Origin of the sequence: Pseudomonas sp. Z4-20 (genome assembly GCF_051131955.1) — a bacterium.
GTDB classification, from domain to species: Bacteria; Pseudomonadota; Gammaproteobacteria; order Pseudomonadales; family Pseudomonadaceae; genus Aquipseudomonas; species Aquipseudomonas marvdashtae.
Genome location: NZ_CP071641.1, coordinates 1,618,231 through 1,631,804 on the forward strand (window position 1 = coordinate 1,618,231; position 13,574 = coordinate 1,631,804).

Consider the following 13,574-nt stretch of genomic DNA (forward strand, 5'->3'; position numbering starts at 1 on the left):
TTCAATGATCCTGGGTAGTGGAATCGATAGCGGTCAAGAATTCGAGCAGGGTCTGGTTGAAGCGTTCGGGTTGATCCAGCGGTGTAGCGTGCCGTGAATCGGCGATGACCGCCAGTCGTGCGTCAGGCAACAGTTTCACATAAGCCTCTTTCAGCGCCACCGGGGTGTAGTCGTGGTCGGCGCAAATAATGAGGGTTGGACAGGCAACCTGGGAGAGTCGTTCCTGCACGCCCCAACCGACAATGGCGTCGAAACTGGCGAGATAGGCACGTTTGTCGTTCTCTGCCCAACGCCGGGCCATTTCCAGGCGCAGCTCGGTTTGTTCGGGCTTGGGGAACAACTTCGCACCGAGGGCCTTGCCGATGGTTTCAAGGCTCAGCAGGCGCATCAAGCTCCAGCGCTTGAACCATTGCCAGCAATCGTCGGGCGTGCGGACCTTGACTTCAGGGGCGCTGTTGACGATGCACAGGCTCTTGACCCGCGCGGGTTCATCCACCGCCAGCTGGAAACCAATCATGCCGCCCATGGACCAGCCCACCAAGTGCACCGGGCCGAGATCGAGGTAGTCGATCAGGGCGCCCAGGTCGGCGCTGAAGCCTTCGATGCTGTAGCGCTCGCGGGGCTTGTCGGAGCGACCGTGGCCGCGCACATCGGGCACGATCAGGCGATAGCGGGCGGACAACACCGGGATCTGTTTTTCCCAGTCCCGCGTGCTTGAACCCAGCCCGTGGACCAGCACCAGGGGCGCGCCGTGGCCGTACTCCTCGTAATGCAGGTTGTAACCTTCGTGCTCGAAATAGGCCATCGGTGAAGTCCTTGTCAGGCTTGTTCAGGGGCGGCGAACGGCGCATCCAGCGGCGCGGTGTCGAAGGTGCGCAGCAGTTCGATCAGGATTTGCGTGGCCGGGCCCAGGGGTTTTTCCTTGTTTGAGAAAAGATAGAAGGTCGAGTTGCGGCTGCCTCCCTGTTCCAAGGGTAGACGCTTGAGCACGCCCTCCGTGAGTTCTCGTTCGATCATATGACGGGGCAGCCAGGCGAATCCCAACCCGCTGCCGACAAAACTCGCGGCGGTGGCCAGGCTGCCTACGGTCCAGCGCTGTTCGGCGCCGAGCCAGCCGACATCCCGGGGTTGCTGGCGACCGGAGTCGCGGATGACTACTTGCAACTGGCTTTCCAGGTCCTGAAAGTTCAGCTCGCGATTGAGGCGGTGCAGGGCGTGTTCGGGATGGGCCACGGCGATGAACTCCACATCGCTCAGTTCCGCGCCCAGGTAACCGGGAATGCTGAAACCGCTGATGGCCAGGTCCGCCACGCCTTCGAGCAGCACTTCTTCGACCCCCGACAACACTTCCTCGCGCAGCCGCACCCGGCAGCCACGGCTTTGCGGCATGAATGCCGTCAAGGCGCGAACGAGGCGGGCGTTGGGGTAGGCCGCGTCGACCACCAGGCGAACTTCTGCTTCCCAGCCTTGCTCCATGTGATGGGCCAGGTCTTCCAGTTGGCTGGCCTGTTTCACCAATTGCCGGGAGCGGCGCAACAGCACGCCACCGGCTTCGGTCAGCACGGCCTTGCGCCCGTCGATGCGCAACAACGGTACGCCGAGCTGATCCTGCATGCGCGCGACGGTGTAGCTCACCGATGACTGGGAACGATGCAGCACTTCGGCGGCCTGGGCAAAACCACCGTGGTCCACCACCGCCTGCAACGTTCGCCACTGATCAAGGGTCACGCGGGGCGCTTTCATGTTGAGCTCCTCTTGTCCTAAGCTGGCGGTCCCCTGGTGGAGACTGCCGAATGAAGAAAATCTGTTGTGCGTTGCTGGCCCTGTTGCCATTGACCGCGTTCGCCTACCCGATCGAAGTGGAAAAACACCTCAACGGCCTGAGCATCGACTACACCGCCTACGACACCGATGCCGATATCGGCTCGATCCAGGTCAACAACTACGGCAGCACCGACGCGGCTTGCACCGTGGTGTTCCGCAACGGTCCCGAAGCGCCGCGCACCCGCAAGATCGAAGTCGCCGCCGGCAAATTCAAGAACGCCACGGCCAAGTTCAACCGCAACATCATCAAGCTGCGCATCGAGCTGACTTGTAAGCCGAAGTAGCCAACCGCGGGCAGCATCGTAAAGCGTGCTCCGCTTATAAACGAAAATATCGATGCATTACAGCAATTTTTTGCGCTTTTTCATCGATATGATCGCGATTAACCTTCACTCCATCGACTGACAACATTCTCAGATGGAGCCTACAAGCCATGTCCCGCGTCCTGATCATCGAAAGCAGTGCTCGCCAGCAAGATTCGGTTTCCCGCCAGCTGACCCAGACCTTCATCAACCAGTGGAAAGCCGCGCACCCGGCCGATGAGATCAGCGTTCGTGACCTGGCCGTCAATCCGGTGCCGCACCTGGACGCCAACTTGCTGGGTGGCTGGATGAAACCGGCCGAGCAGCGCAACGACATCGAGAACGCTTCGCTGGAGCGCTCCAACCAACTGACCGACGAGCTACTGGCCGCCGACGTACTGGTGATGGCCGCGCCGATGTACAACTTCGCGATTCCCAGCACCTTGAAAGCCTGGCTGGACCATGTGCTGCGTGCCGGCGTGACGTTCAAGTACACCCCCACCGGTCCCCAGGGTTTATTGACCGGCAAGCGCGCCTTCGTCCTGACCGCCCGCGGCGGCATCCATGCAGGCGGCAGCACCGACCACCAGGAACCGTACCTGCGCCAGGTGATGGGCTTCATCGGTATCCACGACGTCACGTTCATCCATGCCGAAGGCTTGAACCTGGGCGGTGACTTCCAGGAGAAGGGCTTGAATCAGGCCAACGCCAAGCTGTCCCAGGTCGCCTGATCCGTTAATCCTCGGGTAATCGCCAAGTGGTCTAGTGACTTGGCGCTTCCCTTCAAACCGTTTTGCGCATCGAACCTCCCTTCGCACTTATTGCTCCCTGAGTGCATCAGCCCGATTGAACGCTTAAGCGAAATCGGGCTTTTTTTTGCCTGCGATCGCATGGCTCCCGCCATTCAAAACCGTTATCTTCGCCGCCATTCGAAACGAGGGCGGTATGGGCTATCTACTTTTTGTGACATTGATCCAGGCGTTTTCCTTCAGCCTGATCGGCGAATACCTGGCCGGACACGTCGACAGTTATTTCGCGGTGCTGGTGCGGGTCGTGCTGGCGGGGCTGGTGTTCATTCCGTTGACGCGCTGGCGCCAGGTGGAACCGTCGTTCATGCGCGGCATGCTGCTGATCGGCGCCTTGCAGTTCGGCGTGACTTACGTTTGCCTTTACCTGAGTTTCCGAGTGCTGACGGTCCCAGAGGTATTGTTGTTCACCATTCTCACGCCGCTCCACGTGACCTTGATCGAAGATGCCCTCAACCGCCGCTTCAATCCCTGGGCGTTGATCGCGGCGCTGGTGGCCGTGGCCGGCGCGGCGGTGATTCGCTACGACCGGATCAACCCGGATTTCTTCATGGGGTTCTTGCTGCTGCAACTGGCCAACTTCACCTATGCGGCGGGGCAGGTGTTGTACAAGCACTTGGTAGCGCGGCATCCGAGTGACCTGCCGCATTACCGACGTTTCGGCTATTTCTACCTGGGCGCGCTGATGGTTGCGTTGCCGGCGTTCCTGCTGTTCGGCAAGGCGGATTTCTGGCCTGAAGCGCCGTTGCAGTGGGGCGTACTGGTATTCCTCGGGCTGGTTTCCACCGCGCTCGGTTTGTACTGGTGGAACAAAGGCGCTTGCCTGGTCAACGGCGGCACGCTGGCAGTGATGAACAACCTGCACGTGCCGGTGGGGCTGCTGGTGAACCTGTTGATCTGGAACCAGCACGAGGCGTTGGGGCGGTTGCTACTGGGCGGGTCGGTGATACTGGCGGCAGTGTGGATCAGTCGGTTGGGGGTTCGCCGACCTCAGCCTTCGCCCTGAATATCGTGGTGGTTCAGACCACCTGCTTCTCCGTCTCCGGCAGGTGGCTCGCCCCCAGCACTGCCGGCAGCAGTCCCGAGCGCAAATCCGTGCCGCTTGGCTGCTGGTACAGGTTCAATCCAAACTCCGGCATCACCGCCAGCAGGTAATCGAAAATATCCCCCTGGATGCGTTCGTAGTCGGCCCACACGGTGGTGCCAGTGAAGCAGTAGATTTCCAGCGGGATGCCTTGGGCGGTGGTTTGCAGCTGCCGGACCATGCAGGTCATGTTCGGCTGGATCTCGGGGTGGCTTTTCAGATAGGCCAGGGCATAGGCACGAAAGGTGCCCAGGTTGGTCATCCGCCGGCGGTTGGCTGACATCGCCGCGACGTTGCCCTGGGCTTCGTTCCAGGCCTTGAGCTCGGCCTGCTTGCGGCCGATGTAGTCGGTCAGCAGGCGCACCTGGGTCAGGCGCTGTTCCTCCTCGTCGTGGAGGAAGCGCACGCCGCTGGCGTCGATGAACAGGCTGCGCTTGATCCGCCGCCCGCCGGATTGCTGCATGCCGCGCCAGTTCTTGAACGACTCGGACATCAGGCGCCAGGTCGGGATCGAGACGATGGTCTTGTCGAAGTTCTGCACCTTGACCGTGTGCAGGGTGATGTCCACCACGTCACCGTCGGCGCCGACCTGGGGCATCTCGATCCAGTCGCCGACCCGCAGCATGTCGTTACTGGTCAACTGCACGCTGGCGACGAACGACAACAGCGTGTCCTTGTAGACCAACAGGATCACGGCCGACATCGCACCCAGGCCCGACAGCAGCAACAGCGGCGAACGGTCGATCAGCGTGGCGACGATGATGATCGCGCCGAACACATACAGCACCATTTTCGTCAGTTGCACGTAGCCTTTGATCGAGCGAGTGCGGGCATGCTCGGTGCGGGCGTACACATCCAGCAGGGCGCTGAGCAGGGCACTGAGGCTCAGCACCATGAACAGGATGGTGAACGCCAGGGCGACATTGCCCAGGAAGACCGTGCTGGTCTTGCTCAGTTCCGGCACCAGGTGCAGGCCGAACTGGATGATCAGCGACGGCGTCATCTGTGCCAGGCGATGAAAGACCTTGTTCTGGCGCAGGTCGTTGACCCAGTGCAGGGCCGGTTGGCGCCCAAGCAGCTTGGCGGCGTGGAGGATCAGGTAGCGCGCTATGCGCCCGAGTACCAGGGCGATGACCAGTAGCAACATCAGGGCGAGGCTGGAATGCAGGAGCGGATGCTGGTCAAGGGCACCCCAGAGGTCTTGGATGTTGACCCAGAGTTGTTTGATGTCCATGGACGAGACGGTTCTTCTATAAAGACGCGACGGGGCGATTAGAGCATTTAAGCCCGTTCAAGTGACCGTTGTTGCAATAACGGCTGATAAAAATGCACTGATTTGCCGCCGTTTGTACAAAGAAACTCGGCCTTCGCGCTCGAAACCGTTACCCTATGCAGCTGTTTTTTTGCATTTCTTCGAGGTAGCACCCGTGTTTTCCCAATTCGCCCTGCACGAACGCCTGCTCAAAGCCGTGGCCGAGCTTAAATTTGTCGAGCCAACGCCGGTGCAGGCAGCGGCTATTCCGCTCGCGCTCCAGGGGCGTGACCTGCGGGTGACGGCGCAAACCGGCAGCGGCAAGACCGCCGCGTTCGTGCTGCCGATCCTTAACCGCCTGATCGGTCCGGCCAAAGTTCGCGTCAGCATCAAGACCCTGATCCTGCTGCCGACCCGTGAGCTGGCCCAGCAGACCTTGAAGGAAGTGGAGCGTTTCTCGCAGTTCACCTTCATCAAGTCCGGCCTGATCACCGGGGGCGAAGATTTCAAGGTCCAGGCTGCCATGCTGCGCAAGGTGCCGGACATCCTCATCGGCACGCCGGGGCGGATGATCGAGCAACTGAACGCCGGCAACCTCGACCTCAAGGAAGTCGAAGTGCTGGTGCTGGACGAAGCCGACCGCATGCTGGACATGGGCTTTGCCGAAGACGTGCAGCGCCTGGTGGAAGAGTGCACCAACCGCCAGCAGACCATGCTGTTCTCCGCCACCACGGGCGGTTCGGGCCTGCGCGAGATGATCGCCAAGGTGCTGAACAACCCCGAGCACTTGCAGCTCAACGCGGTCAGCCAGCTGAACGCCACCACCCGCCAGCAAATCATCACCGCTGATCACAACCAGCATAAAGAGCAGATCGTGAACTGGCTGCTGGCCAACGAAACCTATGAAAAGGCCATCGTGTTCACCAACACCCGGGCCATGGCCGACCGCATCTATGGCCGTCTCGTTGCCCAGGATTACAAGGCCTTCGTTCTGCACGGCGAAAAAGACCAGAAGGACCGCAAGCTGGCCATCGACCGCCTCAAGCAGGGCGGCGTGAAAATCCTCGTCGCCACCGACGTCGCGGCCCGTGGCCTGGACGTGGATGGGCTGGACATGGTTATCAACTTCGACATGCCCCGCAGCGGCGACGAATATGTGCACCGTATCGGCCGCACTGGTCGCGCCGGCAACGAGGGCCTGGCGATCTCGCTGATCTGCCATGGCGACTGGAACCTGATGTCGAGCGTCGAGCGCTACCTCAAGCAGAGCTTCGAGCGTCGCACCATCAAGGAAGTCAAAGGCACCTACGGCGGACCGAAAAAGGTCAAGGCCTCGGGCAAGGCCGTTGGTGTGAAGAAGAAAAAAGTCGACGCCAAGGGCGACAAGAAAAAAACCGGCGCCAAGGCCCCGACCAAGCGCAAGATCGCCAACCGCCCGAAGACCGACGCCTTGTCGCTGGTCAGCAAGGACGGCATGGCCCCGCTCAAGCGCCGCAAGCCAGAGGCGCCGGCGGCTGAGTAAAATCGGCGTTAGCGCTTGATGAAAAAAACCGGACCTTGGGTCCGGTTTTTTTATGAGCAGTTGAATCTGACGCAAAACCCTGTGGCGAGGGAGCTTGCTCCCGCTGGGCTGCGCAGCAGCCCCAATAAAAGCACCCCGTTTGCCCCTGGCACACCGAGTACTGACTTCAGGGCTGCTTCGCACCCCAGCGGGAGCAAGCTCCCTCGCCACAGAAGCGGGATGTGCTGAGCTCGGCGCTCACTCCGCCTTCTTCTGCGCCTCCTCCAGTTCCCGCAGGCGATTATCAATCAACTCGCACTTGTCCGGCACCTTCTTGCTGGATGTCTCCATCTTCATGGCCTGCAGTTCGTCATTCATCTCCTTGGCCTTGGATGGATCCTGCTCGGTGAGCTTGGCGACCTTATCCGCCAGTTGCTCGCGCTTGATGGTCGCTTCTTCGGGCGTGCAAGCGGCCCAGGCGGGCAGGGCGCAGGTGAGGGTGGCAGCGAGGGTGAGTGTGATCAGGGTTTTCATGGCTCGGGCCTCGTATTCCTTTGTTGGGCAGATAAACGGTTGAGGCTGATGGCGGGGAGAAAGTTCAGTGATTGCAAGGTGGGCTGCTGATCGAGGGAGTCCTGCGGCCGCTCCGGATCTTTCGTACTGCCGTAAAGGAGGCGTCTGATTTCAGATGAGCGGTCGCAAAGATTTCCCTCAAAGGGCGGGACGGCTGGTTGACGCCAAAATGATGGCTCGTTATTTGTCGGCTTAAAGCAAGCAACTGCTGCGCAGTCGAGCGGGAGCAAGCTCCCTCGCCACGGAAGCGGTGATCGACTTGAGGATTGTGCTTAGTCGCATCAGCAACCGTGGGGTTTTTCTCTTTCGTATTCATCGTGATGCGGCGTCAGTCCCCCGTTTCCTACTACGACCTGTTTGCCATCTTGTCTGTCCGTTTCGCAGGAGGTTCCCACCTCTGCGCAGGACGTTTCGCACTTTTTTACAGGATACGTCTGATTTCAGATGAACGGTTACGACAGTAATCTTCGGGGAAGAGGCGTCATGCGTCGAATACGGTTGCGCCTTTTGAGCTGTTTCCAATGTAGTGATCCGATGGTCATTCCATCGAGCTACCGGGGCTGTGTATTTCTGCAGAGGAGAGTACTGTGTATGTACGTAAGTAAGTACAGATGGTCCCATGCTGTTTGAATGGGACGAAGCCAAGAACCGGGCCAACATTCTTAAGCACGGCATCGACTTCAACGACGTGCCGGGCATTTTTCAGCATCCGATGCTGGTCTTGCACGATGACCGAAGGGCCTACGGCGAAGAGCGTTGGATCACTATCGGATTGATCAAAACGTTGATTGGCGTGGTCGTGTACACCGAACGACGGGGCGATGTGATCCGCTTCATCTCCGCCCGAAAAGCCACTAAGCAGGAGGCCATACGTTATGTCGAAAACATCGAAAACTGACTGGGAGCGCTTGGCCAAGTTGGATGACGCGGACATCGATACCAGGGATATCCCCGAATTGGATGAGGACTTCTTCCGTCGCGCCGAGCTGCGTGTGCCGGTAAAGCAGTCGGTGACTATTCGCCTTGATGCCGATGTGGTCGAGTGGTTCAAGGGGCAGGGCACGGGCTATCAGACGCGCATCAATCAGCTTCTTCGCCAATACATGCAGGCTCAGCAGGGCCATCGTCGGTGAGCCAATTGATGCTATGAAACGGGTGGCTGAGAAGTCGCCCGTTGTCGTTAATTCTGTTACCTGCGCCCGCAGCTCCTCCGATTTCATCAAACCTATCGCCCAGCGCTGTGGTTAAGGCAAAACTGGCGACTGCTACGCAGTCGAGCGGGAGCAAGCTCCCTCGCCACGGATACCGCGCTCGACTGGGCGGCTGGCCCATCAGCCATGGCAGCAGCCACGCGGCTTGGCCTCTTCGTATTTATCATGATGCCGCACCCAATCCATGATCTCCTCTTCGTTGCGACCCTTGGGTGTCAGGTCGAGGTAGTTGTAGGCGCCGACCAGGATGTCGAGGCCGCGGGCGTAGGTGGAGTAGGTGTGGAAGATGTCGCCGGTTTCGTTGCGATAGAAGACGCTCAGGCCGGGGAGTTCGCCTTCGGTGGTGTCGGTTTTTTCGTAGTTGTAGGTGGCTTTTCCGGCGGCGGTGTCTTCGGTCTTGAAGCTGACACCGAAGTCGTAGTTGAAGTCGCAGCCTTCTGACGAGACCCAGTCGAAGGCCCAGCCCATGCGGCGTTTGAAGGGCTGGAATTCGGCCAGGGGCGCGCGGGAGACGGCCACGACGGCCACGTCGTGGTGGGCCAGGTGTTGGTTGGCGCCGTCGATGTGGTCGGACAGGAACGAGCAGCCTTGGCAGCCTTCGGTCCAGGCGGGGCCGAACATGAAGTGGTAGATGATCAGTTGGCTGCGACCGCCGAACAGGTCGGCCAGGCTCAGTTCGCCGTGCGGGCCTTGGAAGCGGTAGGGCTTGTCGATTTTTACCCAGGGCAGGGCGCGGCGTTCGGCGCTGAGTTTGTCCCGTTCGCGGGTGAAGGCTTTTTCGTGAGCCAGGTGTTGGGTGCGGGCGGCGAGCCATTCTTCCCGCGACACGACTGGATGGTGTTCGATGTTCATGGGCTGCTCCTCAGAGATTCGTTTATCGACGGTTGCTCTGCCTAGTCGTTTGGTTGGCGTCGGATTCGACATGCCGTTGGTCGGCTCGGGGAGAGGACCGGTCGTGAACCCGGCTGAACGGCGCGGCGCCGCCTCGGTCACAAAACAAGTAGGCATCTCACTCTTTAGAGGATGGACCTGGATGACGACTTATAACTGGGACTTGATCGAACGGTTGCTGCACGAAGTGCAGAACGGCGCCGGCCACAGTTTTACCCCTCGGCCCTATGCGGAGCAGTACGCGGCGGCGAAAGCGGCTCAGGGCGAGGAGATCGAGAACCTCGATCATTTGAAAGCGGTCGCCGGGGAGTACGAGAAGTTACTGCTGGAGCGCGGCTATATCGAACCTCGTCCGGAGGAAGAGGGCGGCAACGGCGAGAACTTTGTGCTGACGCCGCGTGGCTCGCGGTTGTTGAGCCTGATCGACAGCAGCATCCCGGGTAATGACCATCCGCGCCAGGTGCTGGATGAACAGGAAGATGCGCTGGATGAGTTTACGTTCGATGATTTGGCTTCGAAGGCGCAGATTGCCTAGATCCAGCGCTATATCACCTGGGAGCGGGGCTCGCCCGCTCCCAGGTGATGGCCTGTCCTACCGTTGCGCTACCTTCAAGCATTTCAAATCACTGAAGTCCCTTTTCACCCCGTCGATTTTTTGCAACAGCCGTTCACGCTGCTCCGCGGTGCTGTCGCCCATCAGGTCCACCAGCAGATTGCGGGCCTGTGCTTCGGTCTTGTTGTAGGCCTCCCGGTAGGCGGGAGTCCATAGACTTTCGCGGTTGACCAGCAATTGCTCGATGCGTTTGGGAAAGTCCGGGCTGTGGCGCTGGGCCACGGCTTGGCTGAATTGGTTCTGCCAGTGAGCGCGGTTGGCGATCCATTGCTGGTTCTGGTCGCCGAGGGCGGTGGACCAGGCTTGTACCCGTTGACGCTGGGCGTCGTTGAGTGGGCCGATCCAGTCATTCAGGCGTTTTTCCATGCGCTCGGCACGTTCCTTGATCTGCTGTTGCAGCGTCGGCTTGAGGTATTCCCGTTGGCGTTTGCGTTGGTCTTTGACAAACGCGGCGTCCATGTCCGCCACCTGTTCATCGCTCAGGCCTTGCAACAGCTCGATAGACGACGGGGTGATTTCCCGGGCGGTTTCGGCGATGGCGGCCTTGGCCTCGCGGGTGCGTTGCTGCAGGGCTTCGTCGGTTACCTGGTTGGTTTGCACCATAGACTTCAGGCGATCGAGCCAGTCAAGGTAGCCGGGCAATTGCGTGCTGCAATGCCAGCTCAGGTGCTCCTTGAGGCGATCGTCGAACCAGTCTTTTTGCTCGCCGTTGATCTCCAAATAGTCGTTGAGCGTCCAAGGGATGATCAGGTCAAGGTTGCGGTACGCCAGCCCGACGCGGCTGCAAGCGGTGAGCACGAGAAGCATGGCGATAAACATGGCGGTGCGGGTTAACCAGCGCGACATGAGCGAGTCCTTGCAAGGGCGTAGGTGCTTTGTTTGAGCATGGCAGGCGCGCCGCAGTTCAGCCGATTGAATACGTAACGCTTAGTAAAAAGGATGGGCCATCTTCAGTGTGACCAGTCCGTCGCACTCACTGTTGTGACCGGAATACGCCGAGCAGCTGTTGCCGCTGAGGCTAGAGTCGCTGTAGATCAGGTCCAGGTCGATGCCTTTCCAAGGCCGGGAGATTTTCAACGACCAGTCGCTGAAGCTGCTGATGGAGCCGTTATCCACAGACACCGGCGAGTTGAGCTGGTGGGTGGTGTATTTGGCGCTGATGCCAATGCCGAACGGCACGTTGCCGCCCAGGTCGGCAAACAAGGTGCTGTTTTGTTTGTCCGGGTCATTGCTCAGGGCTGCGCCGAAGCGACTGCCGAGCAGGGTCAGGCCGCCATAGAACTCTTGGCTGTCGAGCGTATCGACGGTGGGGTAGCTGTAATGGATAAGGCCGACTTCATAACCGAGGGTCTGGTCGAAGGGCTGTTTGAAACCCATGTAGGAATCGACTTCAAGATCGGCGGACACTCCCGCGCTGGGCGACCACTGGCCGATATACCAGCCGCTGTCATGGCTCAGGTCCAGGCCGCCGTGGAACGAACCGGTGCTCGATGGCGTGACAAGGCCCTGGGCCATGCTACGGCTGGGCGTGGTGCCGAGTTTAAGGTCGAAGTCACCGAGCTCGCGCTGGAACACCTGCCCTTGGACGAGAGGACAGGCCAATAGGCTGATCAACAGCACGACCGTGTGAATGCGCATGCTTCACTCCGTGAATAGCGAGGAGCAGGGGACCGTAGCCAAGCTGAAACGCTTGAGCTAGAGAGGTGCAAGCATACCGGCGAATGCTCGACTGCGATGGCCGTTCGTCGATTTTTGCGCGAAGGGGGGGTAAGCAGAGGGGTTCCAGTCCAAGCGCTTCGAGCGTCAAAGCGCTTTGGGACCAGGTGTTACGAAGTTTACTTCTTGCCCAGGCTGATCTGCTTGGACGGGCCGAATGTCTGGCCGCTGACACCTTTGGCAATTTGCTGGATTTCACCGCCGGACTTGAGGAACGCAGCGATCTGGTCGTTGATCGACTCGCTGGTTTCAACGGCTGGAGCTGGCTTTGATTTGCTGTTGGATGCTTTTACGCGCATGACGACCATTAACCTGTAGATAATTAATTGGGCCAGGCATCGTACAGGAAATACTTGACAATTGCTTGGCAAATATCCTCCTGAATTATTATCGCTGAAACCGGAATATCGGCTGGGTTATCCGTATTTATGACCCTAAGTCGCTGTTTTAAATAAGATCACCTGAGCAAGCCCAGCGCCGACGGGAAGCGACGCGAACCGTCGGCCGTCTGACGAATGGCCACGCCTTGGACGAAAACCCAGGAAAATCAAAGGCCGCGCGGCGAAGCTCGTCGTCGGCCACGAATCGCGCCGCAAAACCGGGTAGAATGCCGCCCACGCAATGAGGGTTTTGGAAATGGCTTTAGTCGGGCGCTACAACAGTTTGCAAGTGGTTAAACATACCAACTTCGGTTTATATCTGGACGGTGGGGCGGACGGTGAAATCCTGCTGCCCAATCGTTATATCCCCAAGGATATTCCCAGCGAAGATGAAGACTGGCTGAATGTTTTTATTTATCTGGACAGCGACGACAAACTGATCGCCACCACTGAAAAGCCGAAAGTCCAGGTGGGCGAATTTGCCAGCCTGAAAGTGGTTGAAGTCAACAGCATCGGCGTGTTCCTGGACTGGGGGCTGCCCAAGGATCTGCTGCTGCCGTACTCCGAAGAGAAACGCCAGATGACCGCCGGCGAATATTGCGTGGTGCATGTCTACCTCGACAAACACACCCGCCGCATCACCGCTACGGCGCGCTTGGACCGTTATCTGGACAAGACCCCCGCCAACTATACGCCTGGGCAGGAAGTCGATTTGCTGGTGGCCGAAGCCACTGATATGGGCTTCAAGGCGATCATCAATAACAAGCACTGGGGCTTGATCCACAAGAACGAAATCTTCAAGTTCATGCGTGCCGGTAAAGAGGAAAAGGGTTTCATCAAGGAAATCCGTCCGGACGGCAAGATCAGCCTGAGCCTGCAGCCGGTGGGTCAGGAAGCGGCCACCAGTTTGAACGCCAAGATCCTCGCCAAGTTGCGCGAGAACAACGGCACGCTCCCGGTCAGTGACAAGAGCGACCCGGTATTGATCACCAGCCTGTTTGGCGTGAGCAAGGGCAACTTCAAGAAGGCCATTGGTGCGCTGTACAAGAATGGGCAGATTGTCATTCATGCCGATCGTATCGAGTTGAGCTGATCGAACGCAGCCTCCCGGGTTTATGAGCTTGTGACCTTGTGGCGAGGGAGCTTGCTCCCGCTGGCCTGCGTAGCGGGCCCCGGCGATCTTCCTGACGTACTGTGGTGAAAAATAGTTTTGGGGCTGCTTCGCAGCCCAGCGGGAGCAAGCTCCCTCGCCACGGTTGATTCTCGCTGTATACAAAAACCTGCACCTTAAACATGCACCTGCGCTCTGTTCGCGGGCGTTCGTCTGTGCTCGTTCGGTTTTTACCTGCGCTGAACACCACGGTTTGTCTCACATCCAGCGCCTGTGGCACGCATTCTGCCTGGGAACCGGTATACAAACC

Annotated in this window: 16 protein-coding genes; 8 read left to right on the top strand and 8 right to left on the bottom strand. The window is 59.2% G+C overall.

Features of this window, described 5'->3' with window-relative positions; translation table 11 throughout:
- Window position 1: 1 nt before the first annotated feature.
- Window positions 2–805 carry an alpha/beta fold hydrolase gene (locus J3P82_RS07535; RefSeq protein ID WP_434561924.1) on the bottom strand — a complete coding sequence of 268 codons (804 nt, stop codon included), beginning with the start codon at window positions 803–805 and terminating at the stop codon, window positions 2–4.
- Between the two features lie 14 nt (window positions 806–819).
- Window positions 820–1,743, bottom strand: coding sequence for a LysR family transcriptional regulator (locus J3P82_RS07540; protein ID WP_186614056.1), 924 nt, complete (start codon window positions 1,741–1,743; stop codon window positions 820–822).
- Between the two features lie 50 nt (window positions 1,744–1,793).
- On the opposite strand from J3P82_RS07540, the gene J3P82_RS07545 reads away from it, so the two are divergent.
- From J3P82_RS07545 to J3P82_RS07555, 3 genes are all read left to right on the top strand, one after another.
- Window positions 1,794–2,108 (top strand): 3-phosphoglycerate kinase, encoded by a 315-nt coding sequence (locus tag J3P82_RS07545; protein ID WP_434561926.1) that lies wholly within the window; start codon window positions 1,794–1,796, stop codon window positions 2,106–2,108.
- Window positions 2,109–2,257: 149 nt separating this feature from the next.
- Window positions 2,258–2,857 carry an FMN-dependent NADH-azoreductase gene (locus J3P82_RS07550; protein ID WP_434561928.1) on the top strand — a complete coding sequence of 200 codons (600 nt, stop codon included), beginning with the start codon at window positions 2,258–2,260 and terminating at the stop codon, window positions 2,855–2,857.
- Between the two features lie 214 nt (window positions 2,858–3,071).
- Window positions 3,072–3,938 carry a carboxylate/amino acid/amine transporter gene (locus tag J3P82_RS07555; RefSeq protein WP_186636111.1) on the top strand — a complete coding sequence of 289 codons (867 nt, stop codon included), beginning with the start codon at window positions 3,072–3,074 and terminating at the stop codon, window positions 3,936–3,938.
- Between the two features lie 13 nt (window positions 3,939–3,951).
- On the opposite strand, the gene J3P82_RS07560 is transcribed toward J3P82_RS07555, so the two are convergent.
- A complete protein-coding gene (locus J3P82_RS07560; RefSeq protein WP_434561930.1) occupies window positions 3,952–5,250 on the bottom strand; it encodes a mechanosensitive ion channel family protein in 1,299 nt (432 codons plus the stop codon).
- Window positions 5,251–5,443: 193 nt separating this feature from the next.
- Between J3P82_RS07560 and J3P82_RS07565 the strand changes: the two genes are divergently transcribed.
- Complete coding sequence (locus tag J3P82_RS07565) at window positions 5,444–6,790, top strand: DEAD/DEAH box helicase (RefSeq protein ID WP_434561932.1); 1,347 nt, start codon at window positions 5,444–5,446, stop codon at window positions 6,788–6,790.
- Between the two features lie 237 nt (window positions 6,791–7,027).
- Here the strand turns inward: J3P82_RS07565 and J3P82_RS07570 are convergent, their stop codons facing one another.
- Window positions 7,028–7,303 (bottom strand): hypothetical protein, encoded by a 276-nt coding sequence (locus tag J3P82_RS07570; RefSeq protein WP_434561934.1) that lies wholly within the window; start codon window positions 7,301–7,303, stop codon window positions 7,028–7,030.
- Window positions 7,304–7,961: 658 nt separating this feature from the next.
- Between J3P82_RS07570 and J3P82_RS07575 the strand changes: the two genes are divergently transcribed.
- Together J3P82_RS07575 and J3P82_RS07580 are read left to right on the top strand one after the other, a co-directional pair.
- Entirely contained in the window at window positions 7,962–8,240 is a 279-nt protein-coding gene (locus J3P82_RS07575; RefSeq protein WP_434561936.1) for a BrnT family toxin, read from the top strand.
- On the top strand, window positions 8,218–8,475 hold the full coding sequence (locus tag J3P82_RS07580; RefSeq protein ID WP_434561938.1) for a BrnA antitoxin family protein: 258 nt from the start codon (window positions 8,218–8,220) through the stop codon (window positions 8,473–8,475). The genes J3P82_RS07575 and J3P82_RS07580 overlap by 23 nt, the downstream gene beginning before the upstream one ends.
- Window positions 8,476–8,673: 198 nt before the next feature.
- Here the strand turns inward: J3P82_RS07580 and J3P82_RS07585 are convergent, their stop codons facing one another.
- Window positions 8,674–9,405, bottom strand: coding sequence for a DUF899 domain-containing protein (locus tag J3P82_RS07585; protein ID WP_434561940.1), 732 nt, complete (start codon window positions 9,403–9,405; stop codon window positions 8,674–8,676).
- 181 nt (window positions 9,406–9,586) lie between these two features.
- Between J3P82_RS07585 and J3P82_RS07590 the strand changes: the two genes are divergently transcribed.
- Complete coding sequence (locus tag J3P82_RS07590) at window positions 9,587–9,979, top strand: transcriptional regulator (protein ID WP_434561942.1); 393 nt, start codon at window positions 9,587–9,589, stop codon at window positions 9,977–9,979.
- Between the two features lie 57 nt (window positions 9,980–10,036).
- On the opposite strand, the gene J3P82_RS07595 is transcribed toward J3P82_RS07590, so the two are convergent.
- The 3 genes from J3P82_RS07595 to J3P82_RS07605 form a co-directional block, all read right to left on the bottom strand.
- A complete protein-coding gene (locus tag J3P82_RS07595) occupies window positions 10,037–10,903 on the bottom strand; it encodes a DUF6279 family lipoprotein (RefSeq protein ID WP_434561944.1) in 867 nt (288 codons plus the stop codon).
- An 81-nt stretch (window positions 10,904–10,984) separates the two neighbouring features.
- On the bottom strand, window positions 10,985–11,695 hold the full coding sequence (locus J3P82_RS07600; RefSeq protein ID WP_434561946.1) for a TorF family putative porin: 711 nt from the start codon (window positions 11,693–11,695) through the stop codon (window positions 10,985–10,987).
- Between the two features lie 197 nt (window positions 11,696–11,892).
- Window positions 11,893–12,081: a hypothetical protein gene (locus J3P82_RS07605; RefSeq protein WP_172436054.1), complete on the bottom strand. Its 189-nt coding sequence runs from the start codon at window positions 12,079–12,081 to the stop codon at window positions 11,893–11,895.
- A gap of 328 nt (window positions 12,082–12,409) precedes the next feature.
- Here J3P82_RS07605 and J3P82_RS07610 point away from each other — a divergent pair, with 328 nt between their 5' ends.
- Window positions 12,410–13,246, top strand: a complete 837-nt coding sequence (locus tag J3P82_RS07610; RefSeq protein ID WP_434561948.1) for a CvfB family protein — start codon at window positions 12,410–12,412, stop codon at window positions 13,244–13,246.
- Window positions 13,247–13,574 lie beyond the last annotated feature (328 nt).

Bases quoted from the DNA above. Each gene is read 5' to 3' on its own strand.
- J3P82_RS07535 (WP_434561924.1), bottom strand. From the start codon at position 805: ATGGCCTATTTCGAGCACGAAGGTTACAACCTGCATTACGAGGAGTAC.
- J3P82_RS07540 (WP_186614056.1), bottom strand. From the start codon at position 1,743: ATGAAAGCGCCCCGCGTGACCCTTGATCAGTGGCGAACGTTGCAGGCG.
- J3P82_RS07545 (WP_434561926.1), top strand. From the start codon at position 1,794: ATGAAGAAAATCTGTTGTGCGTTGCTGGCCCTGTTGCCATTGACCGCG.
- J3P82_RS07550 (WP_434561928.1), top strand. From the start codon at position 2,258: ATGTCCCGCGTCCTGATCATCGAAAGCAGTGCTCGCCAGCAAGATTCG.
- J3P82_RS07555 (WP_186636111.1), top strand. From the start codon at position 3,072: ATGGGCTATCTACTTTTTGTGACATTGATCCAGGCGTTTTCCTTCAGC.
- J3P82_RS07560 (WP_434561930.1), bottom strand. From the start codon at position 5,250: ATGGACATCAAACAACTCTGGGTCAACATCCAAGACCTCTGGGGTGCC.
- J3P82_RS07570 (WP_434561934.1), bottom strand. From the start codon at position 7,303: ATGAAAACCCTGATCACACTCACCCTCGCTGCCACCCTCACCTGCGCC.
- J3P82_RS07575 (WP_434561936.1), top strand. From the start codon at position 7,962: ATGCTGTTTGAATGGGACGAAGCCAAGAACCGGGCCAACATTCTTAAG.
- J3P82_RS07580 (WP_434561938.1), top strand. From the start codon at position 8,218: ATGTCGAAAACATCGAAAACTGACTGGGAGCGCTTGGCCAAGTTGGAT.
- J3P82_RS07585 (WP_434561940.1), bottom strand. From the start codon at position 9,405: ATGAACATCGAACACCATCCAGTCGTGTCGCGGGAAGAATGGCTCGCC.
- J3P82_RS07590 (WP_434561942.1), top strand. From the start codon at position 9,587: ATGACGACTTATAACTGGGACTTGATCGAACGGTTGCTGCACGAAGTG.
- J3P82_RS07595 (WP_434561944.1), bottom strand. From the start codon at position 10,903: ATGTCGCGCTGGTTAACCCGCACCGCCATGTTTATCGCCATGCTTCTC.
- J3P82_RS07600 (WP_434561946.1), bottom strand. From the start codon at position 11,695: ATGCGCATTCACACGGTCGTGCTGTTGATCAGCCTATTGGCCTGTCCT.
- J3P82_RS07605 (WP_172436054.1), bottom strand. From the start codon at position 12,081: ATGGTCGTCATGCGCGTAAAAGCATCCAACAGCAAATCAAAGCCAGCT.
- J3P82_RS07610 (WP_434561948.1), top strand. From the start codon at position 12,410: ATGGCTTTAGTCGGGCGCTACAACAGTTTGCAAGTGGTTAAACATACC.